We start from the raw sequence: 24,664 nt of genomic DNA, 5'->3' as shown, positions 1-24,664 counted from the left end.
ATCGCGCTGACCTGGGATTTCGACAGCTGGGTGACGCCGAGGGACTCGGCGAGCTTCTCGACCCGGCGGGTGGACACGCCGAGCAGGTAGGCGGTGGCAACGACCGAGATGAGGGCCTGTTCGGCCCGCCGTCGGCGTTCCAGGAGCCACTGCGGGAAGTAACTGCCGGACCTGAGCTTGGGGATGGCGAGTTCGACGGTGCCCGCGCGGGTGTCCCACTCGCGCGGGCGGTATCCGTTGCGGTGGTTGACTCTCTCGTCGCTGACCTGCCCGTATTCGGCGTTGCAGAGGGCGTCGGCCTCCGCGGACATGAGCGCGTCGGCGAACGTCTTGACCATCGCGCGCAGCAGATCGGGACTCGCCGCGGCGAGGTTGTCCTCGGCGAGGACGTGCAGGGGCAGACTGTCGGGTGCGGTCATCGTGCTGGTCTCCTTCGGGCTTCGACACCTCGAAGATCAGCCGGTGGCCGTTCATCTATGCGGGCACCATCCCGACGCCGGAGCAAACCCCCGGATCAGGTCGAACCCGTACACCATCTCCATGGACGCAACCTGGCCTTGCTCGACCCGGCCGAACCGGCAACCGCCCCTCGACGTCTCCGTGTTAGGGGACGGAGGCTTCATGACACAGGGATTGCACAGTGGCACGGACCATTCGTCAGACAACTTGAACTCAGGGCTCCAAGCACCAGGAGGCGACTGTGCTGGCTGTCGGCGCGGTCGGCGCGATGTGCCTCGAGATCGCCATCCTGGTCCTGCTCATCACCGTCCGACCAGTCCACATCGACACAGTGACCGCCGAAGGCCGGTCTCGTTGGGCGACTCTGGAACCCGAGGCGCTGTGCGATCCAATGCGCGCGGATCTGCGAGCCGAGAGGGTCTCATTCAGAGCCGCGGCCGAGTACGAAGTACCTCGCAGTGGCTGTTCAGGTTGCCTCGTGGTGCAGATGGATGAGCCCTTCGATGGAGCCCAGGCGGGCCTGCAGGGCGCGGTCCGGGGTTGAGGTTGTGGTGAAGGCCAGTCCGAGGCGGTCGCTGACGAGCCGGACCAACTCCTCGGCGTTGTAGACGTCCTGAAGTGCCTTGCGGGCGCCTGGCTGGGCCGACCGCCCATGTCAGCGCAGCGGCGTCAGCGTGACCCGGCGGCGATGCAGATCGATGCCGGTGACTTCTACGTCCAGTTCGTCACCGGCGTCGGGGAACGCCGAATCCGGGAGGGCGTCGCGGTGCACCAGCCCTTCGACGCCCTCGGCGACGCGTACGAGCACGCCGAACGGGACCGCCTCGGTGACCGAGCCGCGGACGACCCGGCCCAGCCCGTGCCGTGCGAACTCCCTCAGCGGATCCGGCTCCAGGGCCGCGAGCGACAGCCGGACCTGGGGACGGAAGAGCTCGAACGCGAGGACCTCGGCGACGACCTCCTGGCCGACGTGGACCACCTCGCTGGGGAAGTCGATGCGGTGCCGGGAGAGTTCGGGGAAGGTGATGAAGCCCTCGGTGCCGTCGAGGTCCACGAACACGCCGAAGTCCTGGACGCTGCTGACGACTCCCCGTACGACCTGCCCCAGCTCGAAGTTCCGCCACGTGGTCTCGGTCCCGGCGAGCCGGCGCCGGGTGCCCACCAGCGTGGCGAGGTCCTCGGCGAGCGGGATCTCGACGATCTCCAGCGCGGGATGCCGCAGCCAGTACAGCCGGGCCCGGTCCACCGCGCCCTCGTGCAGCGGCGGCCAGTCGGTGGCCGGGGTGAAGTCGTCGATCACGATCCGGCCGGCCGGGGCGAGGAGCCGGGCCGGGTCCGCCGGGGTGTCCTCCTCGGCCTTGGCCGTGCCACCCCCGTCCAGGACGAGCAGGTCGTACGGCGCCCGCTCCTCGATCCGCCGCCAGTCGCCGCACACCACCTCCACCTCGGGCCGGTCGGCGAACACCTCGGCGGCGACCCGGGCCCGCCCCGGATCCCGCTCCACACTGACCAGCCGTACGCCCGCCCGCGCCCCCTCCGCGAGCCAGGCCAGCCCCACCCCGCAGCCTGTGCCTGTCTCCCCGATCACCTGGTCGGCACCACCGGCCAGGGCTTGCAGCAGGCGGCCCTGTTCCGGTCGACAGGAGTAGGGGAAGCCGTGGACACGGGCCGCGGTGAGGGCTCGCTCGACGAGTGGGGGGAGGTGAAGTGCCGTGTCGTAGGCGTCCGTTCCGGAGATCGACATGACACCTTCTACCACGGCCGCCGACTCGCTCATCCGACCGTGCCGTTCGCCGTCCGAGACGCCGGAACCGTGCACAGTGCGCACGTCATGAACTCCTCACGGAAGCCGGCGTCATGGCCAACTCGACGCAGAGCCGAGGGCGGTGCCGATGGCCCGTCCGCGTTGTCAGTGACGGGTCGTAACCTCCTCTCCTATGGCGATCAACGACGAGAAGATCACACGGCTGGAGACCGCCGCGACCGCAGGCGATGCCCGGGCTGCTCGGGAGCTGGGACGGCTGCTGAGCCTGACTGTGACGGATGACCCGGAGGCGGACCAGACCTGGCCCGAAGAGCGGTGGCTGCGTGCCGTGTTGAAGGCAGATCCCCATGACGTCGAGCCCCTGATGCTGCTGACCGGGCGGCTGGCCCAGCAGGTCTCCTACTGGGAGAACGGGCTGGAGATGAACCCCGACATGGTGGGGGAATGCGGTGAGGACGAGGGGACCGTCGAGCGGCGCCGGACTGAGGCGCAGGAGCTGTACGCCCGGATACGCGCGATCGGTCCCGGTGTTGATGCCGAAGCGGGACTGGACGAGCTGGCCGTCTTGCTCGGGCTGAGTGACAAGCCTCCTGCGGAGGACACGTACAGCTTCTACCTGCTGCAGGACGAGGTGTGGAGCGGGTCCGTGGTGCACGCCGCCATCATCGTCGCCTCCGACCCCGACGAAATCCGCTGGGCCTGCGACAGATGGCTCACGCTCTCTGACGGCGGATTCGGCGGTCCGCCCACCCTGCTCACTTACGTGGACGGCTCCGAAGTGAGCTCCATCGACCTCGGCGAGCACTCCACGGACGGCGTGATGGACTGGGCGACCGTCGCCGTCCCCGAGCTGACCGGTACCCGGCTGCCCCCAGGACTACCCGTCCCGGGCCGAGACCTGTACTACGGCTTCTCAGCGCGGGTCGAGTAGGCGACGTCCCTCCCTCCCCTCATGCCGCCCCCTCCACCACATCCGCCACCACACAACTCACGTTGTCCGGCCCACCCGCCTCGTTCGCCGCGGCGATCAGTGCGTGTACGGCGGCATCCGGGGCCACGGCGGACGTGAGGAGGTGGCGGATGCTCGCGTCGGGGACGACTCGGGAGAGGCCGTCCGAGCAGAGGAGGTAGCGGTCGCCGGGGGCGGTGTCCTGGAGGCGGAGGTCGGGGGTCGCGGGGGTGGTCGGGGAGAGGGACTTGAGGAGCAGCATGCGTTGGGGGTGGGTCGTGGCCTCCTCCGGGGTCAGGCGGCCCTCGTCGATCATCGACTGGACCACCGTGTGGTCGTCGGTGATGCGGAACAGGGCGCCGTCGCGGAGCAGGTAGGCGCGGGAGTCGCCGATGTGGACCAGGGCCAGGCGGGAGCCCGTCCACAGCAGGGCCGTCAGCGTCGTGCCGGCGTCCTGTGCGGAACCGGCGCCGGCGTCGTTCGCCGCGTCCCGCACCGCCTCCGTCGCCCCGCGCACCGCCTCCTCCAGCAGGTTCAGGACGTCGCCCGCCGGGAGGTGCTCGTCCGTGTCCAGGAAGCGCAGTGCCTCCACCGCCGCGCCGCTCACGGGCGCGCCCGCGGGGCCGTAGCCGTCGGCCACCGCGAGCAGTCGGGTGCCGGCGTAGGCGGTGTCCTGGTTGGCGGGGCGGACCCGGCCTCGGTCCGAGTGGGCGGAGTAGCGCAGTTCCAGCATGGTGGTGTCCTTCCTCGGTTCTGTGAGCAGTTGTCCGACGAGGAACTCGGCGAGGTCGCGCCGCGCGGCCGTCTCCGCCTCGACCTGCGCCCAGTAGGCACGGATCTCGACGGCGGCGTCGGGCGGTCGCAGTGCGCACACCTCACGGATGCGGGCCAGCGGCATGCCGAGTCGGCGCAGCCATGCCACCAGGCGGGCCTGCTCCAGCTGGGCGACGGCGTAGTAGCGGTACCCGGTGTCCGGGTCGACCCGGCTGGGCTTCAGCAGCTCCAGCTCGTCGTACAGCCGCAGTGCCTTCGGCGACAGCCGGCAGGCCTTCGCGAAGGCCCCGATCGTCAGCATGTCCTCGCGCGTCACTATCGTCGACCGGTCCTTCCGCATCCCAAGCTCTTCCGCATCCCAAGCTCTTCCGCATCCCGAGCCCTTCCGGTTCCTCGCACCGATGCTGTGGGTTCACCGAAGGTGAAGGTCAAGGGGCCTGTCCCGGTTCCGAAACCGCTTGTTAGCCTGCGAAGCGCTCAACCGTCACCGATGGAGGAATCCGCCGTGCCCCGCATAGCCCTCGTCACCTGCCGCCCCGGCCCCGACATCAGCGTCGACCGCGACCTCCCGGTACTGGTGCGGGCGCTGCGGGAAGCCGGCGCCGAGGCCGACTCCGTGTACTGGGACGACGACGCCGTCGACTGGGGTGGCTACGACCTCGCCGTGATCCGGTCCACCTGGGACTACAGCTGGCGGTCGGCGCAGTTCCTGGCGTGGGCGGAGCGATGCGGCAAGGAGACGCGGCTCGCGAACCCCGCCGAGGTGGTGCGGTGGAACGCCGACAAGCGGTACCTCGGCGCGCTCGCCGAGGCCGGGGTGCCCGTCGTGCCGACCCGGTACTTCGCGCCCGGTGACATCCCTGAGCTTCCCAAGGACATCGAGTACGTCGTCAAGCCCACCTCCGGCGCGGGCGCGCGGTTCGCCGCCCGGTACACGCCCGACGACCACGACACGGCCGTACGGCAGCTCACGCGCATGCACGCCGAGGGGTTCACCGCGATGGTGCAGCCGTATGTGAAGGGCATCGACGTCAGCGGGGAGAGGGCCCTGCAGTTCTACGGCGGGCGCCTGCTGCACGCCAGCCGCAAGGGAGCTGTCCTCAGCCTCGGGACGCCGTACGACGAGCGGAAGGTCGCCCATCCCGGCCTCGAACCCTGGACCCCGACCCCGGCCGAACTCGCCGTCGCCGAGCGCGCCCTGGCCGCCGTACCGGAGGCTTCGGAGTTGCTGTACGCGCGCGTGGACCTCGTCGACGGGGAGGACGGGCCGGGTGGGGAGCCGCGGGTGATGGAGCTGGAGCTCGTCGAGCCGAATCTTTTCCTGTCGCTGCACAGCGGGTCGGTCGCGGGTGTGGTGGAGGCGATCCTGGCGGCTGCCGCCGGTCGCTAGAGATCTTCGGGCGAGGCTCTCCCAGCCAGGACTGTTCAGGACCTATTCAGGTCCAGTCGCGTCGTCGGCCGCGCGGCTGGCCAGCCGTTCGTAACGCTGCCTGGCGGCCTGCGGAGTGCCGAGCCCGAGTCCGAAAGCGATCTCCTGCCAGGTCATGCCGCGACCCCGTGCCATCTGGAGGAGTCCGGTTTCCAGTTCGTCCATCTCCCCTCGAACCAGTGGGACAAGGCTCAGCGCGGCGGTGATGTCGGCGCGGTCCACCTCCGGTTCGCCGTCATCCGGCTGTGCGGCCCCGCTGAGCAGGAACGACACGAGCCTGACGGCCTCGTGCGGCGCGATGACCGAAGGATGGACCTGTCGGTGGCGTTGCTTGTCGGTGGTTGCGTGTCGCTCGGCGATGCGAAACAGGGAGGCGGCGACGCGGTGCGCTCGCGCCTGCTCCGGCTGCGGAGGCGTGAAGGGGTCCGGGTGCTTATCAGGAGTCGACGACATGAGTCGAGCGTCAGACACGCACGACTTGATGTCAACTAGTTATTTTAAACAACCTGTTCAACTGGTCCCGGGTCTGTTCGACGGGTCTGTTCGGCGGGTCTGTTCAACGGATCTGTTCAAGAGACCCGTTCATCCCATCCGCTGCTCCACCCGCTGCAACAACCCCCAAGTGAACTCAGCGACCACCTCCCGCCCCACCCCCTCCCCGTCCGGCGCCGTGAACGCCAGCCCCCACCGCGTCGGCGCCGTGCCCTCCAGTGGCCGGGCGGGTGCGAAGGCGCGGGCCGTCTCGTCGACCGTGCAGGACCAGGGGGTGAGGTCGGACAGGGTGCGCAGGGTCGGGCCCGGTGCTCCCGGGGCGCGTACCAGCCACTCGTTCCAGACCGAGCCGTTCGGGGCGAGCAGTACCTCGAAGCGCAGGTCGGGCCAGAGCGGGACCGGCCACAGCCAGGCCTCGCACTCCAGGTCGCCGACCTTGCGGGTGACGACGGACTCGGGGGCGCCCAGCACCGAGCGGTACCGGGAGGCGGCCCCGCGTGCGCGCGGCGAGCGGACCATCGCCTGCCAGCGCTTGTTCGCCTCGCGCATCTCCGCGAGGGAGACGCCCAGTTGGCGTCGGGCGTCGTCCACCAGATCGGGATTGTGGTCGGCCATGCGGCGCAGCAGCACGAGCTGGAAGTCGCGCGGGGTGAAGGGGCCGGCGGGGTTCGTTCCGCCGCTAGCGGGGTGTTTTCCGGGTCCGGAGGGCATGGTGCCCATCGTCGTCGATCGGGCGGCGGCCGTCGGGGAGAAAGAGGACGGAGTTGACGTACCGCGGCCCGCGGAAGGGCAGGATCCGGCGCAGCAGGCCCTGGGTGACGACGTACGAGGTCTCCGCCTGGTGGGCCTCCAGCGGGAAGCGGCTCAGGGGCACCCAGTCGCGGCCGGGCAGCACCCAGCCGTCGTAGCCGAGCAGGGAGAGATACGTCAGCACCGGGGCGATCGGCTGGATGCGGGACTCCAGTTCGATGAACAGGGCGGGCCGGTCACGCGCCAGGACGCCGGTCGCGCCGCGCAGCACCGCGAGCTCGCTGCCGTCCACGTCGACCTTGACGAACCCGACGTCCTTGAGGCCGAGTTCGTCGAGGGTGACACAGCTGACCGGCAGCGCCGTGGCGTGGATGTCCCGGCGGACCAGCGAGGACACGCCCCGGTCGCCCGCGTCGTGCGGCGGCAGCCAGAGCCGGGCCGCGCCGGGGCGCTCGGCCGCCGCGGCCTGCACGATCCGGACGTTGGGCGGGGCCGTCGCCGCCAGCAGCCGCGCCAGATGAGGAACCGGCTCCACGGTCACCACCCGCCGGGCCCGTCTCGACAGCCGTCGCGTCCACGGGCCGTACCACCCGCCGACGTCCACGGCCGTCCCGCACCCGGCGGGACACAGCTCCGCCAGCCGGGCCAGCTCCGGCTCGAAGCGCGGGTACACGGCCCGGGCGACGGCGGCGACCAGGCGGGTGGGCAACAGCGGGGCGATGCTCGCGGTGAGGGTCATGGGGCCATCCGTTTGAGGAGGTCTTCGTGCTCGTCGTCGGAGACCTGCTCCCCGGAGGCCGGCAGCAGCTGCGGGATGCCGTCGACGATCGGGTAGCGGCGGCGCAGGCGCGGGTTGTACAGCGCCTCGGCCGGGTCCGCGGTGTCCTCCGGGGCGACGAGGTGCAGCGGGCCCTTGTCGAGGGGGCACGCCAGGATCTGCAGCAGGGGGTCGTCGGGTTTCATGGTGGTGTCAACTCCTTGGCACCGATGGGGGGTTGAGGTGAGGGCGGGGGCTCGGGGCGGCGGTCGTGCCGCGGCATCGACAGCAGTACGGCGACGGCGAGCGCCGTACCCGCGACCCGCAGCGCCAGCCGCAGCGGATCCTCGGGCAGCGATTCGCCGAACGACAGCGTGCCGAGCACGGCCGTGTAGAGGCTGGTCACCGTCGTGCACACCGGCACGATCAGCGAGGCCCGGCAGCGCTGCAGCGCCGCCTGCGACATGACCAGCCCGAACGCGCCGGTGAAGAGCAGGAGATACGGGTACGGGGAGCCCAGCAGGTCCAGCAGCGCGCCGCCGAGATCGCTCGTCGTCAGGTAGCTCGACACCCCCTTGATGGCCAGTGAGCTCACCCCATACAGCAGCCCCACCGCCACGCCGTACTCGACGCCGGTCGTCGGCAGCCGGTGCCGGTGCCGGGTCCTGCGCTCGGCGGAGTTGTACAGCCACACGCCCGCGGCCAGCGACGGCACGCACACCAGCAGGATCAGCGGGTACGGCGCGGCTTGGCTGACCGTCTCCGAACCCTCCCGCAGCGACAGCACGACCATCAGCAGGGCGGCGAGGATCGCCCCGAGCGCGTACCGCTCCCGCCCGCTGGTCTCCTCGCCCAGCAGCCGCGCGGAGAGCAGCACGAGCAGCACGAGACCGGAGACGAAGATGCCCTGCGCGGCGGCGATCGGCAGCGTGCGGTAGACGACGAGCTGGGCGCCGAACCCGGCGGCGAGGGCGAGCGAACCGCCGATCCACAGCGGGCTGCCGAGCACCAGCCGCAGCAGGCGCGCGGGTTGCCGGATGCTCACCTGCGGAAGTGCGGTCAGCGCCCGTTTCTCCAGGACGAAACCGAGGCTGTACAGGGTGTTCGCCAGCAGGGCCGCGGCCACTCCCCACCACATGGTCCACCCCCCTAGGTCCGTCGGGCGTGCAGCAGCAGGATCGACGCGAGCGACGGCCGGGCGCAGGCCAGCCGGTCGAGCGGGCGCAGCGGACGCGGTACGCCGTGGAAGGGCGCGCCCGCGAGCCGTACGACGTCGAAGCCGGACGCGGCCACGAACTCCCGCAGCGCACGGGCGGTGTAGAGCCGCAGATGCCCCACGACCTCCCGTCCCGGGCGCCCGTGGATCGCCCGCAGACTGACCTCCGAGAACACCGGCTGCACCCCGGCCAGCAGCAGGGCGCGGTTGTACCAGGCGGCCAGGTTCGGGGTGGAGAGCATCAGATGGCCGCCGGGACGCAGCACACGGCGGATCTCGTCCAGCGCGGCGTCCGGGTCGACGAGGTGCTCGATCACCTCGCTGAACAGCACGGCGTCGGCGGAGCCGGACCGGAACGGCAGTCCGCCGTCGGTGAGTTCACCGCGGACGGCGTACGGGATGTGGGTGCGGGCCCGGCGCAGGGCGTCCTGGGACCAGTCGATGCCGACGATGCGGTGGCCGGGGAGGAAGGGGGCGGCGGTGGCCGCGGCGGTTCCGTCGCCGCAGCCGATGTCGAGGATCGTGCGCGTCCGTTCGGCGGACGCCGGCCCCAGGGCCTCGGCGAGCATGCGGGCCTGGCGGCGGCTGCGGGGGGTGCCGGAGGCGACGGGCACGGCGGGGTTCTCGTAGAAGTCGCGCAGTTCGGGGGGCTTCACGGGGGAAGTCGTCACGGTGTCACCTCCGTGGTGTGCAGGTAGTGCTCGAAGAGGTCCCTCAGATGGGCGCCGTCGCCGTGGCTGAGCAGGGCCCGCGACCAGCGCAGGGCGAGGTGCAGGCGGCCCGCCGTGGAGGCGGTGGTGACGGTGAGGCCGCGGGGCATCCGGGCGGGCGCCGAGAACCACACGGCGTGTGCGCGGCCGGTCTCCTCACCGAAGTCCAGGGGGTAGGGGATACGGCCGATGTTGCTGAGGAGGGTCGTCGAGGTCCAGGGCGCGGCGGCTCTGCGCAGGCCGCGGGTGAGGGCGGCACGGACGGCGACGGGGGCCCAGGGAGCGGTGAGGAGGGAGGCACCGTGGCCCAGTTGGGGGCGGGGGAGGGACTTCAGGGCGCGGGTGCGGGTGGCCGTGCGGTGCAGGAGGGTGGGCATGTCGGCGGGGGCGTGGGCCGCCAACTCGCCTGGGGTGAAGGGGACTTCGACCAGACGGGTGCCGTTGCCGATGGGCATGGTGGCGTCGCGGGGGCGGTCGTCCACGGGCATGGTGATGCGGAGGGGGCGGGGGTGAGCGCCGTGCTCTCTGTTCCAGTGGGCGATGGTCAGGGCCGTGGTCACCATGAGCTGGTCGTTGACCGTGTAGGGGGAGCCCTTGGGGCGGTGGGGGAGGGGGAGTTCGGTCACCAGCATGCCGTTGCCGGGGGAGGGCTCGGGGGTGCCGGGGGCCACTCGGGCGGGGGGTGACCAGTTGGACGGCGTTTCCTCGGTGTAGGGCTGGGCCTCGGTCGCGCGGGTGGGAGGTGCGGCGGGGGAGTTGTCCTTGCCGCTGTAGAGCTCGGCGGCGGTCGCCAGGACGCGGAGGCAGGCGGGGCCGTCGAGGGCGGTGTGGTTGATGGTGAGGAAGAGGACGGTTCCCTGTGCCGGGCGCGGCTGCGGACCGTCGCCTCCGCGCGGCCGCACGCCTACGGCATCAGTGGCTTCGCTCCCCTCGACCGCCCCCGCCCCCTCCACCACCTCGACCCTGATCGGCGGCGACAAGGACAAGGGCGGTGCCTGAGTCAGCGCCCGGGTCCGCGCATCGCGCAACGCGTCCCGCCCCGGCGCCGGAAAGCCCACCACCTCCACATCCGGCTCCGCCGTCAGCTCCCACTCGTACCGCCGCCGGTACCACCGCCCCGGCGCCTCCCGCATGAGGATCCGCGGATGCCGGCGCAGCGCCTCCGCGAAGGCCGTACGCAGTCGCCCCGCCTCCAACGCCCCCGGCAGATGGACCTCGATATGCACCGTCTCCGGCTCCTCCTCCTGGAGACAGTGCCGGGCGACTTCGTCCACGACGGGGAACGGCACCCGAACCGGCGGCCGAAGCGGACCGTCGGCACGTGCGGGCTGCTGCAACGCGGTCATGTGGCCTCGCCCTTCCCGGCATCGTCGGACGCCGACCCGTCGTCGGGCCCGGTCGCCCGGAACCTCGGCTTACGGGGCGCGATCCGCGCGGTCGGCGGATCCGGCACCGGCCCACCGGGGCCGCGGGCGGAGAGGGTCGGCCCCGAGTCGGGGGGCGGGGCTGTCGGACCGGAGGGCCTGGAGGGGCCGGGGGCTCCGGGGGGCCCGGGGAGTTCGGGGGACTCGGAGGCCGAGGGAGCTCCGGTTGCCCCGGAGGGCTCGGTCCCCAGCGGACTGCGCCCCCGCTCACGGTGCGGCAACGGCCGCATCGGCGCCTCTGGGACGCCGAAGCCCGGAACCCCGCCACCTCCGGCGGCCGACGGCAGCACGGCCGTGTCGCCGGGCCCACCCGCTCCTCGGCCCGGTCCGCCCGCTTCTCCAGCCGCCCCCTCCCGCTCCCGCACCCCGACCACACCCGCGAACAGCCCGATCAGCGCCAGCAGTTGAGCCGCCCGACCGAAGGCGCCCTCTCCTGCCCCCACCGGCGACCCAGCCCCGACGGCCGCGGCAACCCCCGCTCCCGCAAGGGCCACCAACGCGATCGGCACCAGCAGGACATGCCGTCGCCACGCCACCACCGCAAGCGCCGGCACCAGCAGCGCGAACCACCCGGCGATGAACACCGCGACCACCGTCACGGCCACCGTGCCCAGCCACAGTCCCGGCAACGGCGGAGCGGCCTGCGGTTCGTCGGGGTTCGGGGCGCGGCGGCGCCACAGCGCCAGTCCGGCCAGCAGCGCGAGTGCGACCGCGCTGCCGATCAGCCCGCCCTCGTACAGCACCGCCGGCTCGTACGACAGCTCGACCGTGCCCCCGGCGCCCGCCGGGATCCGCCAGCCCTGCTGCCAGCCGTCCAGCCGGACCGGCGTCAGTTCCTTGCCGTTCAGCGTGGCGTGCCAGCCGTCGTTGAAGTTCTCGTACGTCGTCAGGTAGCTCGCCGCCCCCGACCCGACGCTCACCGCGCGCCGGTCGCCGAGCCAGTCCCGTATCTCCAGGTCACGCGCCGCCGTCGAGGCATCGGCGACCGTGCCGCGCGTCAGTGTCACGTCGGTGAGCGCGAGGGGGCCGGCGTCGCCGCCCTCGACCTGGTGGTCACCGGCGGTCAGCTGCAACTCGGCGTCGTCACGCCCGCGCTGACAGAGCGTCACATCCACGCGGCGCCGTTCCACCAGGTCCCGTACGGTTCCGCGCACGCTCGTCTCGTGCAGCTTCCCGTCCACCGACACCACCGGCCCGTCCCCGCACGGCAGCGAGAACGTCCGGGTGGCCTTCGGCTTCGGGGTCCGGTACTGGTCGAGGGCCGGGATGTAGGCCTCGGTCAGGCCCACGGGCAGTTGCAGATCCTCGCCCACCATCGGGTTGTAGAGGGTCAGCGGCGCCGTCTGGGTGATCGTGATGTCCAGCCGGTCGGTGGTGATCGGCGGGAAGCGGACGATGCCGTTCTCGTCGACGCCCGCGATCGCCGCGCCGTCCGGGGAGCTGATGTGGACTTCGGTGGGACGGGTGGACAGCCCGCCGGCGGGTGCCAGCACGACCTCCCCGACCGCCTGCTTTCCGGGCCAGCTCAGGTGGATGGTCGGCCGGTCGCCCGCGATCCACGCCGTGGTCAGGTCGCCGTCGGTGAGGTTGCGCGGCGACAGACCCGCCCCCAGCCGTGCCGTGGAGTCGGCGGTCGCGACGATCCGGTTCTGCTGGTCCGGCGCCACCTCGTACAGCAGCTTGTCCAGCTCCTCGCCCGGCACCGGGACCGCGCTCGCCCGTATCTCGTACGTCCCCGCCGTGGACGTGGTGAAGCGCCGGTGCAGGCCGGCCTCCGTGCCCGTCGGGGACAACCCGGTCGGGTCGGCCGTACGGGACAGGGAGACGATCTCGGCGCCGGCGCCGGACCCCTTGGCGTCGGTGGGCAGCCGCAGCAGCCGGGTCACCTGCACGTCCGGCAGATCGATCTCGGAGAAACCGGCCCCGGTCAGCCCGGCCCGCCGGGACACGGAGTCCGTGATCGTCAGCTTCATCCAACTCGTCTCGCCCGCAGGCGACTTGATGCTCTGCGCACTGCCGTCCGGCCGGAGGAACGAGTTCACCGACCCCTTCTCCGTCTCCACCCGCACCCGCGTCGGCGCCTCCCGCACACCCTCCTGCGGCAGCGGTGTCACCTTGAACGACGACGGCATGTCGTACGACCCACCCGCGAACGCGATCCGCAGCCACTCCCCGTCCGGCGACCCCTCCGAGCCCTCGGTCCAGGCCGTGTCCGGGTTGCCGTCGAAGGCGTTCACCGGATCGAACTGCGGAAGATGGAAGAGCCAGCTGCCGTACGACGACGCCGTCACCGACCGCGCCCCGCGCAGCTCGGCCACCGTCTGGTGGTCGAGGCCGCTGGTGGGCAGGATCTGGTGCGGACTCTCGCCCGCGTCCTGGGCGGCGTCGGGCGCGTTGCGCTCATCGCGGGTGTACGTGTACGAGGTGTTGGCGTTGATCAGCCCGAACCGTGTGTCCGCGCGCCGCAGCCCGTCACCGACGACCTGCACCGACGGCGAGCCGAGACCGGGATGGTTGTCGCCGGTCAACACGCTTGCCCGGCCCCGCAGTTCGGACGCCACCGGCAGCAGCGACTCGGGACCGCCGGAGACGACGGCCGTGTCGGCGACCGGCTGCAGCCCGGCCTGATGCGGGCGCGGCACGTCCTCGCCCACCGGCTTGTAGATCTCCACCGCCCGCTGCTGCGGATACAGCCCCTCCACCTGGAGCGGGGTGTCCGGAGCGATCGTCCCGATGGTCGAAACGGGCCCCAGGCCGGTGACCCGCTCGTACCCGGACTGTTCCAGGGTCCGCTTCACCGTCGTCGTGGGGACCTGCCCGATCTGGTCGGGATCGAGGTCGTTGCGGACGACGACGTAATAGATGCCCGCCCGGCTCAAGTAGTCCGCCAGCCCCGGCACTTCGCCACCACTCACCAGCGCCTGCTCGACGGCGTCCAGGGCGCGCCGGTTGCCCGGAGTGCCGAAGGGGACGTAGTCGCGCTGCGCCCAGCGCGAGTCGGCGACGACGTCGAGGGGCTGGTCGATGGTGGAGCCCCAGGTGTAGATGCCGTGCGCGGTCGCCGGGACGACGAGGGCGCGGGCGTCGGGGGAGTACTTCTCCATCCAGTCGGCCGTGGCCTGCCAGTACTTGGGGATCTCCTTGAAGGAACCCGGGTTGAGGATCGACCCGTTGAGATACGGCCACATCAGCCCCGGCAGCACCAGCACGGCCGCGATCAGCGCGGCGAACCGCCGCCCCCGCACCGGCCGCGCCCCGCGCGCCTCGGCCGCCACGCCCACCAGATGGGCGAGGCCCAGCGCCAGCGCCAGGGCGAGCCCCGTCTGGAACTTGTAGATGTTCCGGAAGGGAACGAGCCCGCCGTCCAGCCAGTCCTGTACGACCCCGTGGAAGGGCGCGCCGAACGCCCCGCCGTACCCGGCGAGCAGGATCAACGCGACCGTCACCACGGTCAGCACCAGCCACCGCCGCTCCGGCATGTCCCGCCGCGCCAGCCCCGCGAGCCCCAGCCCGGCCGCGAGCGCCGAGCAGACGATCACGACGGCGGACGCGGCGACGGTCCAGCCGGCCGGCAGCCAGGCGTCCCCGAAGTGCAGATAGGCGACCCAGTTCCCGGCCCCGCGCAGGGCCTCGGTCGCCGACATGGTCTCGGTCGTGGTCTGCGAACTCTCCACGTAGGGAAGGAAGTTCTCGCCGTACGTGCCGAGGAGCAGCAGCGGGACGACCCACCAGGCGGTCGCCAGAATCACCCCGGGCACCCACCACGCGATCAGCTTCCGCTGCCGTGGCCCGGCCGGCCGGGACAGCAGATACAGCCCGACGGGCAGCAGCGAGGCCAGGGTGGAGGCGGCGTTGACGCCCCCCATGAAGGGGATGATCAACGCCGACCGCAGCGCGGCGACCCGCGCGGCGTACCGCTCATTGGTCAGCGGCAGCAGCACCCACGGCAGAAACGCACCGGGCAGCGCGGCAGCGGACGTAGAGCCCACGACGATGGTGAAGACGGGCCACAACGCATAGACGACCGCGGCAACCAGCCGCGACCGCCCGCTCCCCACCCGCAGCCGCTCGGCCAGCCGCAGCGCACCCCAGAAGGCGACCGACACGATCAGCGACAGCCACAACCGCTCCGCGAGCCACACCGGCAGCCGTACGACATCGGCCAGCCAGTAGAACGGCAGCATCGGCCACAGGTAGCCCGAGTACTGGTTCTGGATCCCGCCGAAACTGCCCTCGTCCTGCCACAACTGCCCGAGATCGGCGAGGAACTGCCCGGGATCGACGGTCACACCCAGCTTGGTGTCGAACGTCTGCCGCCCCGGCTGCACCGCCACCAACAGCACGAACACCACGGCCCAGAACCCCAGCAGCCAGCGCCGCGACCGCGGCCCCTCGGGCGGGCCCGAGGCGGGTACGGAGGTCGGCACGGCTGCCGGGGGAGGAGCCTGGACCGTGGTCGTCGTCATGGTGGGCACCGCCTGAGGATGAGGAGGAGGTTCCAGGTCGCGAACTCGCGGATACCGGGCGCCTTGACGACGGTCTCCGCGAGGAACGGCCAGTAGCGGGAGCGCGCCGACACGACCTCGACGTCGTCGCGGGCGCGGACCTGCCGCAGGGTGGTGCCGATGTGCACGGCGAAGAGGTTCTCGCCGAGGGTGTGCTTGGCCGCCCGTCCGGTACGCCGCGCATAGCGGGCACGGGCCCGCTCGGCACCGAGGTAGTGCCAGGGCGCCCACTCATGACCGCCCCAGGGGGACAGCCAGTTGGTGAACGACACGTAGATCAGCCCACCGGGCCGGGTCACCCGCGCCAGCTCACTCAGAAAGGTCTGCGGATCGGCCACATGCTCCAGCACATTGGAGGAGAAGGTGACGTCAGCGACGCCGTCCCGCAGGGGCAGCAGATACCCGTCGGCGACAACGGCTGAGTCGGGCGGTTTCTCGCCGAGTTCCCGCACATCGGGCTCGAAGAGATAGGCATGAGCACCCCGCCGCCGAAACTCCTCGACGAAGTACCCACTCCCACCCCCGACGTCCACGACGGTACGCCCGGCGACAGCCCCGTCGTATGCCTCGACCTGATCAACGGCATCACGCGCGAGCAGCGAATAGCAGGCGTCGGGATCGTCCTGCTCATGAAGGAAGGCCCGAAAGAGAGCAAGGGACCGCCGAAAGGAGGGGTCCTTCATATCGCCGGGCTGTGGAGCGCCCCGATAGGGGCGCGGGGAACTGCGCGACAAGCCACGAACAACCGGCACTCGCGAGACGGCCTTGCCCCTACGACGCATAGGCGTCATGGCCCTTCACCGCCTCGGCGGCGACCGCCCCGAACTGCCTCACCGTCCGATCCCACCGATACCGCGCAGACCGATCCCGCGCAGCCTTCCCCATCAACTCCCGCCGCCGCCCGGACAACGCCAGCGCACACCAGGCAGCGGCGAACGAAGACTCTCCCTGCGCCAACACCCCGGTCTCCCCGTCCACGACGGAATCCCGAAGCCCAGGCACATCAAAGGCAATGGTCGGCGTCTCCCGAGCCGCGGCCTCGGTGACGACAAGCCCCCACCCCTCAACGGCAGAGGGATGCATCAGCATCCAGGCCTCGCACAGCAGCCGGTGCTTCTCGGCCTCGGAGACATGCCCGGTGAACTCGACACCGGGCCCGGCGAGCCGCTCAAGAGACGCCCGCTCGGGCCCGTCCCCGACAATGACCAGCCGCCCACCGGTAACGGGCCGCACCCGCTCCCAGAGCCGCAGCAGCAGATCGATCCGCTTGTACTCGACCAGCCGGCCCACGGCCACGAACAGCGGTTCCGGCGAACGCGCGCCGCGCGGCCCCGGCTCCTCCACCCCGTTGTGCACGACACGGATCCGCTCCCGCTCGACGCCGATCCCGCGCAGCGCCTGCGCCGTGGACGGTGACACGGCCACCAGCAGACTCCGCCGCTGCGCCCCGGTCAGCGCCCAGTGCTCCAGTCTTCGGCCGAGCCGAGCGGCAGGCGCCATCGCCCCGCCGAACCGCATCTTCCACAGATCGGTGTGCACATGGTTGACCAGGCACAATGTCGGCCCGGAATGCCAGAGGGGGGCGAAGTACGGCATCCCGTTGCAGACCTCGACCAGCAGATCGCAGTCGCCCACCTGACGGGCGAAGGCGGATCTGGCGCGCAGGTAGTGGCCGTAGGAACCGCCGGCCGACACGACCCGGTAGTCGCGGTAGGCCGCGGGGCCTCCGCACAGCAGGGTGACCTGGTGGCCGAGCCGGGTCAGCCCGTCGGCAAGGCGGTCGACCAGCAGCTCGGAGCCGCCGGCGGCCTCGTTGCCCAGGTCACGGTGGGCGAGAAAAACGATTCGGCGCGGATGTGGGGGGAGCGCCGGAGGGTGCTGCGGTGCCAAGGGGAGACTGGCACGGTGGGGGTCCCCCCGCTCGAGCGAATTCGAGAGTGGGGGAGGGGAAGGCACGTGCTGGGGCATGGGTGCTCCAACTCGTCTCAGGGTGCGGAACTCAGCGTGGGGGAGGGAGGGTTTGCGTTCCCGTGGGGGGAATCGGGGTTTCTTGGGTCTCTTACGGTCACTTTGCGTGGGGTGTGGACAGGCTGTGTCCGGGTGGGGGTGGACAGTTTTCGCCCAGCCGTTCGCCAGGGCTACTCACCGGCGTGACAATTTCCGGCTTTGTTAGAGCTGACGTCACATCACATCGTGAGCGAGGGCTGGGGCATCTCGACCGTCCCCGGAGAATCCGGCCGCTTACGCCCTCGTACCACCAAAACGCCACCCACCACCGCAAGTGCGAATCCCGCCCCAGCAGTCCCGAGCGGCAGCGTCTCGCTCACCATACGCAGCAGCCCGCTGTCCCGTTTCGCCTGCCGCACGGCATCCTTCTGCGTGGCCGTGGTGAACGCGATCTTCTCGCTGTCGAGCAGCACCGCCGCGTCGTTGTCGCCGCCGGGCGCCCGCAGCGTACGGCGCGGACCGGTCTGGGCGTAGATCACCCGGCCGGTGCGCTGGTCCACGACCAGCTTGAACCTGTGGTTGGAGTACCACTCCTCGGCCAGCACCTGCGGCCGGTTCGGCTGGTCGACGATGCTGCCGGGGACGAGCCGGGTGCCGACCTTGCGGGGCGCGACCGTGGCGGTGAACCGGTAGCCGGTGTAGCCCTGGACCTTCTCGGTGCCGTCGTAGCGCATGGTGACCGTCGTGCCGCCGGTGTTGTCCCACCACTGGTAGGAGCGTTTCTGCACGTCGAACGGGAACTTCAGATAGGCCTCGCCCTCGATGTACGGCGTCTCCTCGCAGCAGTGCACCGGCCTGTTCGTCTTCCGGTCCATCACCCAGCGGTGCGGGGTGAAGTCCAGCGCGTCGTGCGGGTCGGCGGCCGGCAGCGACTTGTCGGTGTCGACGGTGGTGATCACGTCCCAGACGCCGTTGCCGCTGCGCTCACTTTCCGCCACATTGCCGCGCACCCGCTGGGTGACGGTGATTTTCTGGTCCGGCACGGTCTCGATCTTGTCGGTGTCGAAGACGCTGCCGGTGCCCTTGTAAACGGCGGTGGTGTCGATGTCGATGGGGTTCACGGCGGCACGCGGGGTCACGTACCAGGCCAGCATGGGCGCCAGTACCAGCAGAAACGTGCCGATGCCCAGCAGGATCAGCGAGAGAGGTGAGGCTGTACGGCGCATCCGGCACTCCTGGGGTTTGACGCACACTTCGGTGCACGGTCGTTGCCTGGCCGTTCTTGGGCCGGGAACCGTAGGCGTAGCTTGACTGAGTGTCAATGTCCCTTCGGTCTTGACGGGCTGTCACGGCTTGTCGAGACTGGGCCCGACAGGCAGGGGTCGGATCGGACTTGTGACCCGGGGTGGGGACCTCCGGACAGAGAGGCTGACCCTGCGATGTCCAGACTGCTCGCCGCCGCGCTGACCGTCGCGCTCGCCGCCGTACTCGCGGTGGGTGCCGCGCTCGGCGTCGTCGCGCTGCTGGAAGCGACGCCCGACCAGCCGAACACTCCCCTGATCACGTACGAGCAAGCGGGCCAGGGGAGTTGACCGTGGCCGCAACCCGCTCGACGACTTCACCGACTTCACCGACCTCCCTGGCCTCCACGACGTCCCCGGCCGCGCCCGTCCGCTCGGCCTGGCACGACGTACCCCGCTTCCAGGTCCGCCGTTTCGCGGAGCTGGCCATGGCGGACGCCCCAACCCTCGCCGAGGAGATCCTCAGCGAGATCCGGCGCGAGTACCCGCATCTGCCCGTCGTCCTCGACGAGTCGGGCGAGCCGATGGCCCTGGTCGGCATCCGGCGCGCGATCGAGGTGTTCGTGCAGCACCTGGAGACGTCCGAGGGCCGCCTGAGCGTCCCGCCGGGCGTCTTCCAGGAGTTCGGCCGGGGCGAGGGCCTGGGCGGCCGCTCCCTGGACTCGCTCCAGGCGATCTACCGGATGGGCGTACGGCTGGCCTGGCGCCGTTTCGCCGAGATCGGCCAGCGCGTCGACATTCCGCCGCCCGCGATGTACGAGCTGGTCGACGCGGGTTACGAGTACCTGGACGGCCTGGTCGACCAGTCGGTGCGCGGGTACGCGGAGGCGGCGGCACGGCAGGCCGGCGAACGGCTGCGCCTGCAACGCCGCCTGATGGAACTCCTGCTGGCCGAACACCACCGGGGCGATCCGGCGGACGCGCTGACAGAGCGGGCGGCCCGGATCGGCTGGTCCCCGTTGCCCGAGAAGGTCGCGGTGGGGGTGCTGCTGCGCCCGGCGCGGGAGGCGGTGGCACCGGCCGTGGGGCAGGGGGTGCTGCTCGACATGGAGTACGAGCAGCCGCGCATGGTCGTCCCCGAACCGGACGCCGCCGGCCGTCCCGAACTGCTGCACCGGGCACTGTCCGGCTGGGCGGGCGCGATCGGCCCCCCGGTCCCGCTCGCCGACGCGGCGAAGTCGCTGCGCTGGGCCGAGGCGGCCGTACGCCTGATGGAACGGCGGCTGCTGCCGGCCGGCGAGGTCCTGTACTGCACCGAACACACCGAGGCCCTCGTGCTCCTGCAGCCCGAGGAGCTGATCGACGACCTGGCGGTGCGCTGCCTGGCACCGCTGGAGCACTGCGGGCCCACGCACGGGCGGCGGCTCGCGGAGACGTTACTGGCGTGGCTGGAGACCAGGGGCGGGGCGCCGGAAGTGGCGGCCCGCCTCGGGGTTCATCCCCAGACGGTCCGCTATCGGCTGCGGCAGATCCGGGAGTTGTGGGGCGGCGAGATGGACGACCCGGATCGGCGGTTCGAGCTGGAACTGGTGCTGCGGGCCCAGCGGTTGAAGGGGGCGCTGGGGGAGCCGCGCAGGTAGCTGTACAGGTTCTGGCGGCCACGCGAGATCACCGAGTTCGACAATTGACATCCTCCGCCACTCAGAAGAGGGGGATTCCAACCCAGGCGGGTTGAAGTTCACGGACGCTCGACCGCTGTGTGGGCGGTGTCGTCCCTCCGGCACAGGCTTGGCGCCTGGGATGGGGGATCCCACCCTGTCCTGCCGCGACGTTGACTGCTGCGTTCTCATCCGCATTGCAGGTGAAGTTGCAGAAGGAACAGGCGAACTCGGCTTGGTTCTTGCGCGAGTTCTTATCTATCCATCCACAGGCACTGCACTGCAGAGACGTGTACGGGGCGGGGATGTCTTCGACCCGGCCGGGGGCCTTCTCCGCGGTGCGGCGGCGCAGAAGGCCCCAGCCTTGGGTGAGGATCGCCCGGTTCAGTCCAGCCTTCTGCGTCACGCGTCGGCCGGGCTGGTCGACCGTTCCCCGGGCGGAGGCGGTCATCTTCTTGATGTTCAGCTTCTCGAACCGGATGACGTCACAGGTTCGGGCGAGCATCGTCGAGTTCTTCTCGCACCAGTCCTTGCGCCGGTTCGCCTCCCGCGCCTTGAGCTTGGCGACCTTGGCGTACTCGGCAGTCTTCTCCGGGCTGCCCTTCTTGGCCCGTGTCGCTCGCCGCTGGTGCTTACGGATCTGCGCCCGCTCCTTCGCCGTGAGCTGCGGGCAGTTCAGCTTCCGCCCGTCCGACAGGGCGGCGGTGATGGTCACGCCCCGGTCGATGCCGACGACCACGCCCGTGCCGGGCATGGCGATCGGCTGAGGGATCACGGCGAAGGCGATGTGCCACTGCCCGTTCTTGAGCGTGACCCGGAAGGTCTTCGCCTTGGGCAATGCGGTGCGGGTGAGACGGAAGCGGACCCAGCCGCAGCCGGGTACTTTGATCTGTGCCCAGTGCCGGTTGAGCTTGCACACCGTCACAGACCGGCCCATGACCTGCTTGCCGGTCTTGGTGTTGAGCCTCGGCGAGCCGTTCTCGTGGCACTCAGGAACGCGTTCGGTGCCGATGACGCGGAAGCCCTCGTGCCGGTACTTCTTGCGCCAGGTCGGCTCACCGAATCCGGAGTTGAACTTTGCAGCCTTGGCCTTGGAGAAGTCCCTCAAGGCCTGCTGCTGCACGTCGGCATTCCCCTCGCGTAGCCACTCGCTGGCTGCGCGGGCCTCGGTGAGCTGGCGACTTTGCTCCGCGAAGCCGGGAGCGGACATGCGGCCCGGCTTCCAGAATGCGTGCTGCTCTACGGCCAGGTTCCATACGTACCGGGCATGCGCGCAGTGCCGGAGCATCACTTGCTCCTGCTGCGGCGTGGGGTACATCCGAAACCTCGACATGACATCACAGTACCATCATTTTGAGCTCAAGCTGATGTCTGGGAGGTATAAACATGCCGGTACGGTGAGGCCATGAAGCAACTGACCCTCCGCCTTCCCGACGACCTCCATGCTTGGTTGAAGGCGCTTGCTGAACGCGAGCACCGCTCTCTGCATGCCCAACTCCTCCACATGCTCCAGGCTGAACGGGGCAGTAAGTCCGACCCCGGTACTCGCTAACACTGTCCTTCGTGACCCTTCCGGCGCGGCGGTGGTCGGCAGGTCGGGACGCAGGTCAGGTGGTCTGACGGGCGGGCTCCGGGTCCATCGGCTTGGGGCTGGTGGCTGCACGCAGCCTCCGTCCACGCTGCGTCAGACCCCAGGGCTTGAGGATCGAGATCACCGTCATGAAGACGTACGCGGACAGCGACACGATCGGCCCCATCATGAGGTCGGTGGCGTCGGGCAGCGGCTCGCCCGCGGTGACGGCGGCGACGGTGGTGCCCAGGCCGGGGCGCAGGGCGAAGGCTGTGGCGGCGGTCGTGGCCAGGGTCAGCCAGAACTTGACGTAGACCCACCGGTGCCGCGCCAGCCCCCACTGCGTGCCCAGGGCCAGCGCGAGTCCGCTGATCAGCGTGAGGAACGCGACGGGCAGCAGGAGCCAGTCGGCGAACAGCTTCATGGCCCGTACGGAAGCCTCCACGGTCGCCGGGGAGCCAGTCGTGCCCGCGGTGATCGCGAGCGCGAGCAGCCCGAGCGTGAGGCCGAGCCAGCTCGCGGCGGCGATGACATGGATGACCAGCACGGCCCGACGGGCGGGACGGCCCAGCTTCTTGGGTGACGCGGAGGAGGTCGCAGACGTGGAAGACATGGACAACACCGTGCCGGGCGGGAAGAACGAGTACGTCTGACAGGGGGAGAAACCCCTTGTACTGCCGTGGGAGTATCCGACGACACCCGGACTGCTCCCGCGCGCCGACCGACCGCAGAGCACGCGCTCTCGAACGGATTCGAGCAGAGGAGACCTGATGAGCCAACCGACGCCCCACCCCGCCGTGCGACAGCTGGACCTCTTCGTGGGCGAGTGGGACATGTGGGCCGCGGGCCGCACCGTCGGCCCCATCCGGACGGAATTCGCCTGGCTGGAGGGCGGCGCCTTCCTCGTCCAGCGCGCGGACGTCACCCCCGAGACGTCCCTCCCCGGCGAGTGGGCCGCCCACGCCCCCTTCCCCACCGTCGCCCTGACCGGCTACGACGACACGGCCGAGGAGTACACGGTCCTGTACGCCGACGGCCGCGGCGTGTCCCGCGTGTACCGAGGCAGCATGACCGACCGCACCTGGCGCCAGTGGCGCTCAGCCCCCGGCTTTCACCAGCGCCTCACCGCCACCGTCAGCGCCGACGGCATGACGATCGAGGGCGGCTGGGAGCAGTCACCCGACGGGGAGGAGTGGACGACGGACTTCGATGTGACGTTTGTCCGCCGGGGGAAGCCCTAAAGCGGAGGGATCTTGTCAGAGAGGCAGCGCAGCCCCATTGCCGGGGCAAACGCAATTTGAGTAGCCTGTGTTCGTTATCCCGATCGGCTGTTGAAATCTCGAACGCAGCCTTTACTGACACCCAAGGGAGGGCGCCGGACGTGGGACGCCTCGTACCAGCCGTGACCCGGGCTCTCGACATTCTCGAGCTTTTCCTCGACGGGGACGGCACACTCTCCGCCCCCGACATCGTGCGCAAGCTCCAGCTGCCGCGCACCACCGTGCATGAGCTGGTGACCACTCTCGCCGCCCGGTCGTACATCGTCCAGGTGCCGGGTCAGCCGGGACGGTACCGGCTCGGTGTGCGGCCGTACCAGCTCGGCAGTCGCTATGCCGAGCAGCTCGACCTCGCGGCCGAGGGGCAGCAGGTCGCCCGGTCCGTCGCCGAGACCTGTGACGAGACCGTGCACGTGGCCATCCTCGAAGGCACCGACGTGATCTACATCGCCAAGGTCGACTCGACGCACGCGGTGCGGATGGTCTCCGCCGCCGGGCGTCGGCTGCCCGCGCACTGCACCTCCGTCGGCAAGATGCTGCTGGCCTCCCTTCCCGAGCCGGAGCTCACCGCGCGGATCCCCGACGATGCCGAGCTCGTCGCCATGACACCGAACAGCATCACCGACCCCGGCGCCCTGCGCGAGGCCCTTGCCGCGATTCGGGAGCGGGCGATCGCCGTCGAGAGCCGGGAGTCCAACCCGGACGTGTCCTGCGTGGCGGCACCGGTGCACGACCGGACCGGCAAGGTCGTCGCCGCGCTCTCGATCTCCGTGCCCATGATCCGCTGGAGCGACGACCGCCGCGTCGAGCTGGAGCAGCTCGCCGCCAAGGGGGCCGCCGAGCTGTCGGAGCGTCTCGGGCACCGGAGCGTGGCATGAGGGCGACGGCGTACGAGGTCGCGGTGCGGGCGGAAGCCGAGCTCGGTGAGGGGCCGACCTGGGATCCGGAGAGCGGGCGGCTCATCTGGATCGACATCCTCGGGGCCCGGATACACACCTACGACCCCGTCTCGGGCCGACGCTCCGTCCGTACGACCCCGCAGCACGTCGGCGCCGTCAAGCCGCGCGTCGGCGGTGGCCTCGTCCTGAACCTCAGGGACGGCGTGGGGCTGCTGGACGCGGACGACAGCTTCCGCTGGCTGCGCCGCGAGGCCGTTGCCGGTCGCCGCGCCAACGACGCCGCCGTCGCTCCCGACGGCTCCCTGTGGGCCGGCACCATGCGCTACGACGAGGCACCGGGCGGCGGCACCCTGTCCCGGCTCACCGGTGACGGCTCGGCCGAGGTGATCCTCGACGACGTGGCGGTGAGCAACGGCACCGGCTGGAGCCCGGACGGGCGGCTCATGTACTACATCGACTCGCCGACGCGTCGGGTCGACGTCTTCGACCATGAGGGCGGGCGGGCCGTGAACCGGCGGACGTTCGTCACGATCGAGGACGGCGCCGGCTTCCCCGACGGGCTCACCGTCGACGCCGAGGGCTGCGTCTGGGTGGCCCTGTGGGAGGGCGCGGCCGTACGCCGCTACACGCCGGCCGGCGAGCTGGACCGCATCGTCCGGCTTCCGGTGCCCCGCGTCACGGCCTGCGCCTTCGCCGGCCCCGACCTGACCGACCTGTACATCACGACGGCCCGCGTCGGCCTGGCCTCACCGCCCGCGCTGGCCGGCTCGGTGTTCGTGGTGCCGGGCGCGGGGAAGGGCCTGGCGCAACCGGCGTTCGCCGGCTGACCCGCCCGGGGGCTG

At 70.9% G+C, this 24,664-nt stretch carries 24 protein-coding genes; 8 read left to right on the top strand and 16 right to left on the bottom strand.

The genetic code is table 11. The features are described 5' to 3' along the window. Positions 1-419, bottom strand: a 419-nt coding sequence (locus ACIA8X_RS40530; RefSeq protein ID WP_399460404.1) for a transposase, incomplete at its 3' end; no start/stop codon positions are given. Between the two features lie 281 nt (positions 420-700). Between ACIA8X_RS40530 and ACIA8X_RS40525 the strand changes: the two genes are divergently transcribed. Next, positions 701-1,003: a hypothetical protein gene (locus tag ACIA8X_RS40525; protein ID WP_393441655.1), complete on the top strand. Its 303-nt coding sequence runs from the start codon at positions 701-703 to the stop codon at positions 1,001-1,003. 111 nt (positions 1,004-1,114) lie between these two features. On the opposite strand, the gene ACIA8X_RS40520 is transcribed toward ACIA8X_RS40525, so the two are convergent. Further along, a complete protein-coding gene (locus ACIA8X_RS40520) occupies positions 1,115-2,287 on the bottom strand; it encodes a S1 RNA-binding domain-containing protein (protein ID WP_399460403.1) in 1,173 nt (390 codons plus the stop codon). A 109-nt stretch (positions 2,288-2,396) separates the two neighbouring features. Between ACIA8X_RS40520 and ACIA8X_RS40515 the strand changes: the two genes are divergently transcribed. Beyond that, on the top strand, positions 2,397-3,155 hold the full coding sequence (locus ACIA8X_RS40515; RefSeq protein WP_399460402.1) for a tetratricopeptide repeat protein: 759 nt from the start codon (positions 2,397-2,399) through the stop codon (positions 3,153-3,155). Positions 3,156-3,174: 19 nt separating this feature from the next. Here ACIA8X_RS40515 and ACIA8X_RS40510 read toward each other — a convergent pair whose 3' ends face one another. Then, entirely contained in the window at positions 3,175-4,248 is a 1,074-nt protein-coding gene (locus ACIA8X_RS40510) for a MerR family transcriptional regulator (RefSeq protein WP_399460409.1), read from the bottom strand. Positions 4,249-4,452: 204 nt separating this feature from the next. Between ACIA8X_RS40510 and ACIA8X_RS40505 the strand changes: the two genes are divergently transcribed. Continuing rightward, positions 4,453-5,337, top strand: coding sequence for a RimK family alpha-L-glutamate ligase (locus ACIA8X_RS40505; RefSeq protein ID WP_393441661.1), 885 nt, complete (start codon positions 4,453-4,455; stop codon positions 5,335-5,337). A 42-nt stretch (positions 5,338-5,379) separates the two neighbouring features. Here ACIA8X_RS40505 and ACIA8X_RS40500 read toward each other — a convergent pair whose 3' ends face one another. From ACIA8X_RS40500 to ACIA8X_RS40450, 11 genes are all read right to left on the bottom strand, one after another. Then, complete coding sequence (locus tag ACIA8X_RS40500) at positions 5,380-5,829, bottom strand: DNA-binding protein (protein WP_393441663.1); 450 nt, start codon at positions 5,827-5,829, stop codon at positions 5,380-5,382. Between the two features lie 129 nt (positions 5,830-5,958). After that, positions 5,959-6,588, bottom strand: a complete 630-nt coding sequence (locus ACIA8X_RS40495) for a hypothetical protein (protein ID WP_393441665.1) — start codon at positions 6,586-6,588, stop codon at positions 5,959-5,961. Further along, positions 6,548-7,357 (bottom strand): FkbM family methyltransferase, encoded by an 810-nt coding sequence (locus ACIA8X_RS40490; RefSeq protein ID WP_393441667.1) that lies wholly within the window; start codon positions 7,355-7,357, stop codon positions 6,548-6,550. The genes ACIA8X_RS40495 and ACIA8X_RS40490 overlap by 41 nt, the downstream gene beginning before the upstream one ends. After that, entirely contained in the window at positions 7,354-7,581 is a 228-nt protein-coding gene (locus tag ACIA8X_RS40485) for a Trm112 family protein (protein ID WP_393441669.1), read from the bottom strand. Before ACIA8X_RS40485 ends, ACIA8X_RS40490 begins: the two co-directional genes overlap by 4 nt. Further along, positions 7,578-8,501 carry a hypothetical protein gene (locus ACIA8X_RS40480; protein WP_399460408.1) on the bottom strand — a complete coding sequence of 308 codons (924 nt, stop codon included), beginning with the start codon at positions 8,499-8,501 and terminating at the stop codon, positions 7,578-7,580. The genes ACIA8X_RS40485 and ACIA8X_RS40480 overlap by 4 nt, the downstream gene beginning before the upstream one ends. Positions 8,502-8,524: 23 nt before the next feature. Beyond that, positions 8,525-9,262 (bottom strand): class I SAM-dependent methyltransferase, encoded by a 738-nt coding sequence (locus ACIA8X_RS40475; protein ID WP_399460401.1) that lies wholly within the window; start codon positions 9,260-9,262, stop codon positions 8,525-8,527. After that, on the bottom strand, positions 9,259-10,647 hold the full coding sequence (locus ACIA8X_RS40470; RefSeq protein ID WP_399460400.1) for a condensation protein: 1,389 nt from the start codon (positions 10,645-10,647) through the stop codon (positions 9,259-9,261). The genes ACIA8X_RS40475 and ACIA8X_RS40470 overlap by 4 nt, the downstream gene beginning before the upstream one ends. After that, positions 10,644-15,191 carry an alpha-(1->3)-arabinofuranosyltransferase family protein gene (locus tag ACIA8X_RS40465; protein ID WP_399460399.1) on the bottom strand — a complete coding sequence of 1,516 codons (4,548 nt, stop codon included), beginning with the start codon at positions 15,189-15,191 and terminating at the stop codon, positions 10,644-10,646. Before ACIA8X_RS40465 ends, ACIA8X_RS40470 begins: the two co-directional genes overlap by 4 nt. Beyond that, the gene (locus ACIA8X_RS40460; protein ID WP_393441678.1) at positions 15,188-15,913 is read right to left on the bottom strand and encodes a class I SAM-dependent methyltransferase; all 726 of its coding nucleotides are present in this window, start codon (positions 15,911-15,913) and stop codon (positions 15,188-15,190) included. Before ACIA8X_RS40460 ends, ACIA8X_RS40465 begins: the two co-directional genes overlap by 4 nt. 88 nt (positions 15,914-16,001) lie before the next feature. Continuing rightward, complete coding sequence (locus ACIA8X_RS40455; RefSeq protein ID WP_399460398.1) at positions 16,002-17,198, bottom strand: glycosyltransferase family 4 protein; 1,197 nt, start codon at positions 17,196-17,198, stop codon at positions 16,002-16,004. A gap of 218 nt (positions 17,199-17,416) precedes the next feature. Further along, entirely contained in the window at positions 17,417-18,403 is a 987-nt protein-coding gene (locus tag ACIA8X_RS40450) for a DUF3068 domain-containing protein (protein WP_399460397.1), read from the bottom strand. A gap of 213 nt (positions 18,404-18,616) precedes the next feature. Here ACIA8X_RS40450 and ACIA8X_RS40445 point away from each other — a divergent pair, with 213 nt between their 5' ends. After that, a complete protein-coding gene (locus ACIA8X_RS40445) occupies positions 18,617-18,769 on the top strand; it encodes a hypothetical protein (protein ID WP_167348315.1) in 153 nt (50 codons plus the stop codon). Positions 18,770-18,816: 47 nt separating this feature from the next. Next, positions 18,817-20,058 carry a helix-turn-helix domain-containing protein gene (locus ACIA8X_RS40440; RefSeq protein WP_399460407.1) on the top strand — a complete coding sequence of 414 codons (1,242 nt, stop codon included), beginning with the start codon at positions 18,817-18,819 and terminating at the stop codon, positions 20,056-20,058. 61 nt (positions 20,059-20,119) lie between these two features. On the opposite strand, the gene ACIA8X_RS40435 is transcribed toward ACIA8X_RS40440, so the two are convergent. After that, a complete protein-coding gene (locus ACIA8X_RS40435) occupies positions 20,120-21,409 on the bottom strand; it encodes an RNA-guided endonuclease InsQ/TnpB family protein (protein WP_393441687.1) in 1,290 nt (429 codons plus the stop codon). Positions 21,410-21,683: 274 nt separating this feature from the next. Next, positions 21,684-22,259, bottom strand: coding sequence for a DUF2269 family protein (locus ACIA8X_RS40430; RefSeq protein WP_393441689.1), 576 nt, complete (start codon positions 22,257-22,259; stop codon positions 21,684-21,686). Positions 22,260-22,416: 157 nt separating this feature from the next. Between ACIA8X_RS40430 and ACIA8X_RS40425 the strand changes: the two genes are divergently transcribed. The 3 genes from ACIA8X_RS40425 (at position 22,417) to ACIA8X_RS40415 (ending at position 24,649) form a co-directional block, all read left to right on the top strand. Continuing rightward, the gene (locus ACIA8X_RS40425) at positions 22,417-22,887 is read left to right on the top strand and encodes a hypothetical protein (protein WP_393441691.1); all 471 of its coding nucleotides are present in this window, start codon (positions 22,417-22,419) and stop codon (positions 22,885-22,887) included. A gap of 140 nt (positions 22,888-23,027) precedes the next feature. Beyond that, a complete protein-coding gene (locus ACIA8X_RS40420) occupies positions 23,028-23,801 on the top strand; it encodes an IclR family transcriptional regulator (RefSeq protein ID WP_393441693.1) in 774 nt (257 codons plus the stop codon). Next, entirely contained in the window at positions 23,798-24,649 is an 852-nt protein-coding gene (locus ACIA8X_RS40415) for an SMP-30/gluconolactonase/LRE family protein (protein WP_393441695.1), read from the top strand. Before ACIA8X_RS40420 ends, ACIA8X_RS40415 begins: the two co-directional genes overlap by 4 nt. Positions 24,650-24,664: the final 15 nt, after the last annotated feature.

Source organism: Streptomyces sp. NPDC051738 (assembly GCF_044453205.1).
In the GTDB taxonomy this organism is placed as follows: Bacteria; Actinomycetota; Actinomycetes; order Streptomycetales; family Streptomycetaceae; genus Streptomyces.
The sequence above is the reverse complement of the archived record's forward strand: the minus strand, read 5'-3'. Positions and strand labels throughout refer to the sequence as shown.

Coding starts and splice junctions, on each gene's coding strand:
- ACIA8X_RS40515 (WP_399460402.1), top strand. CDS start 2,397: ATGGCGATCAACGACGAGAAGATCACACGGCTGGAGACCGCCGCGACC.
- ACIA8X_RS40465 (WP_399460399.1), bottom strand. CDS start 15,191: ATGACGACGACCACGGTCCAGGCTCCTCCCCCGGCAGCCGTGCCGACC.
- ACIA8X_RS40500 (WP_393441663.1), bottom strand. CDS start 5,829: ATGTCGTCGACTCCTGATAAGCACCCGGACCCCTTCACGCCTCCGCAG.
- ACIA8X_RS40495 (WP_393441665.1), bottom strand. CDS start 6,588: ATGGGCACCATGCCCTCCGGACCCGGAAAACACCCCGCTAGCGGCGGA.
- ACIA8X_RS40455 (WP_399460398.1), bottom strand. CDS start 17,198: ATGCCCCAGCACGTGCCTTCCCCTCCCCCACTCTCGAATTCGCTCGAG.
- ACIA8X_RS40510 (WP_399460409.1), bottom strand. CDS start 4,248: ATGCTGACGATCGGGGCCTTCGCGAAGGCCTGCCGGCTGTCGCCGAAG.
- ACIA8X_RS40425 (WP_393441691.1), top strand. CDS start 22,417: ATGAGCCAACCGACGCCCCACCCCGCCGTGCGACAGCTGGACCTCTTC.
- ACIA8X_RS40450 (WP_399460397.1), bottom strand. CDS start 18,403: ATGCGCCGTACAGCCTCACCTCTCTCGCTGATCCTGCTGGGCATCGGC.
- ACIA8X_RS40470 (WP_399460400.1), bottom strand. CDS start 10,647: ATGACCGCGTTGCAGCAGCCCGCACGTGCCGACGGTCCGCTTCGGCCG.
- ACIA8X_RS40485 (WP_393441669.1), bottom strand. CDS start 7,581: ATGAAACCCGACGACCCCCTGCTGCAGATCCTGGCGTGCCCCCTCGAC.
- ACIA8X_RS40415 (WP_393441695.1), top strand. CDS start 23,798: ATGAGGGCGACGGCGTACGAGGTCGCGGTGCGGGCGGAAGCCGAGCTC.
- ACIA8X_RS40435 (WP_393441687.1), bottom strand. CDS start 21,409: ATGTCGAGGTTTCGGATGTACCCCACGCCGCAGCAGGAGCAAGTGATG.
- ACIA8X_RS40490 (WP_393441667.1), bottom strand. CDS start 7,357: ATGACCCTCACCGCGAGCATCGCCCCGCTGTTGCCCACCCGCCTGGTC.
- ACIA8X_RS40460 (WP_393441678.1), bottom strand. CDS start 15,913: ATGAAGGACCCCTCCTTTCGGCGGTCCCTTGCTCTCTTTCGGGCCTTC.
- ACIA8X_RS40430 (WP_393441689.1), bottom strand. CDS start 22,259: ATGTCTTCCACGTCTGCGACCTCCTCCGCGTCACCCAAGAAGCTGGGC.
- ACIA8X_RS40445 (WP_167348315.1), top strand. CDS start 18,617: ATGTCCAGACTGCTCGCCGCCGCGCTGACCGTCGCGCTCGCCGCCGTA.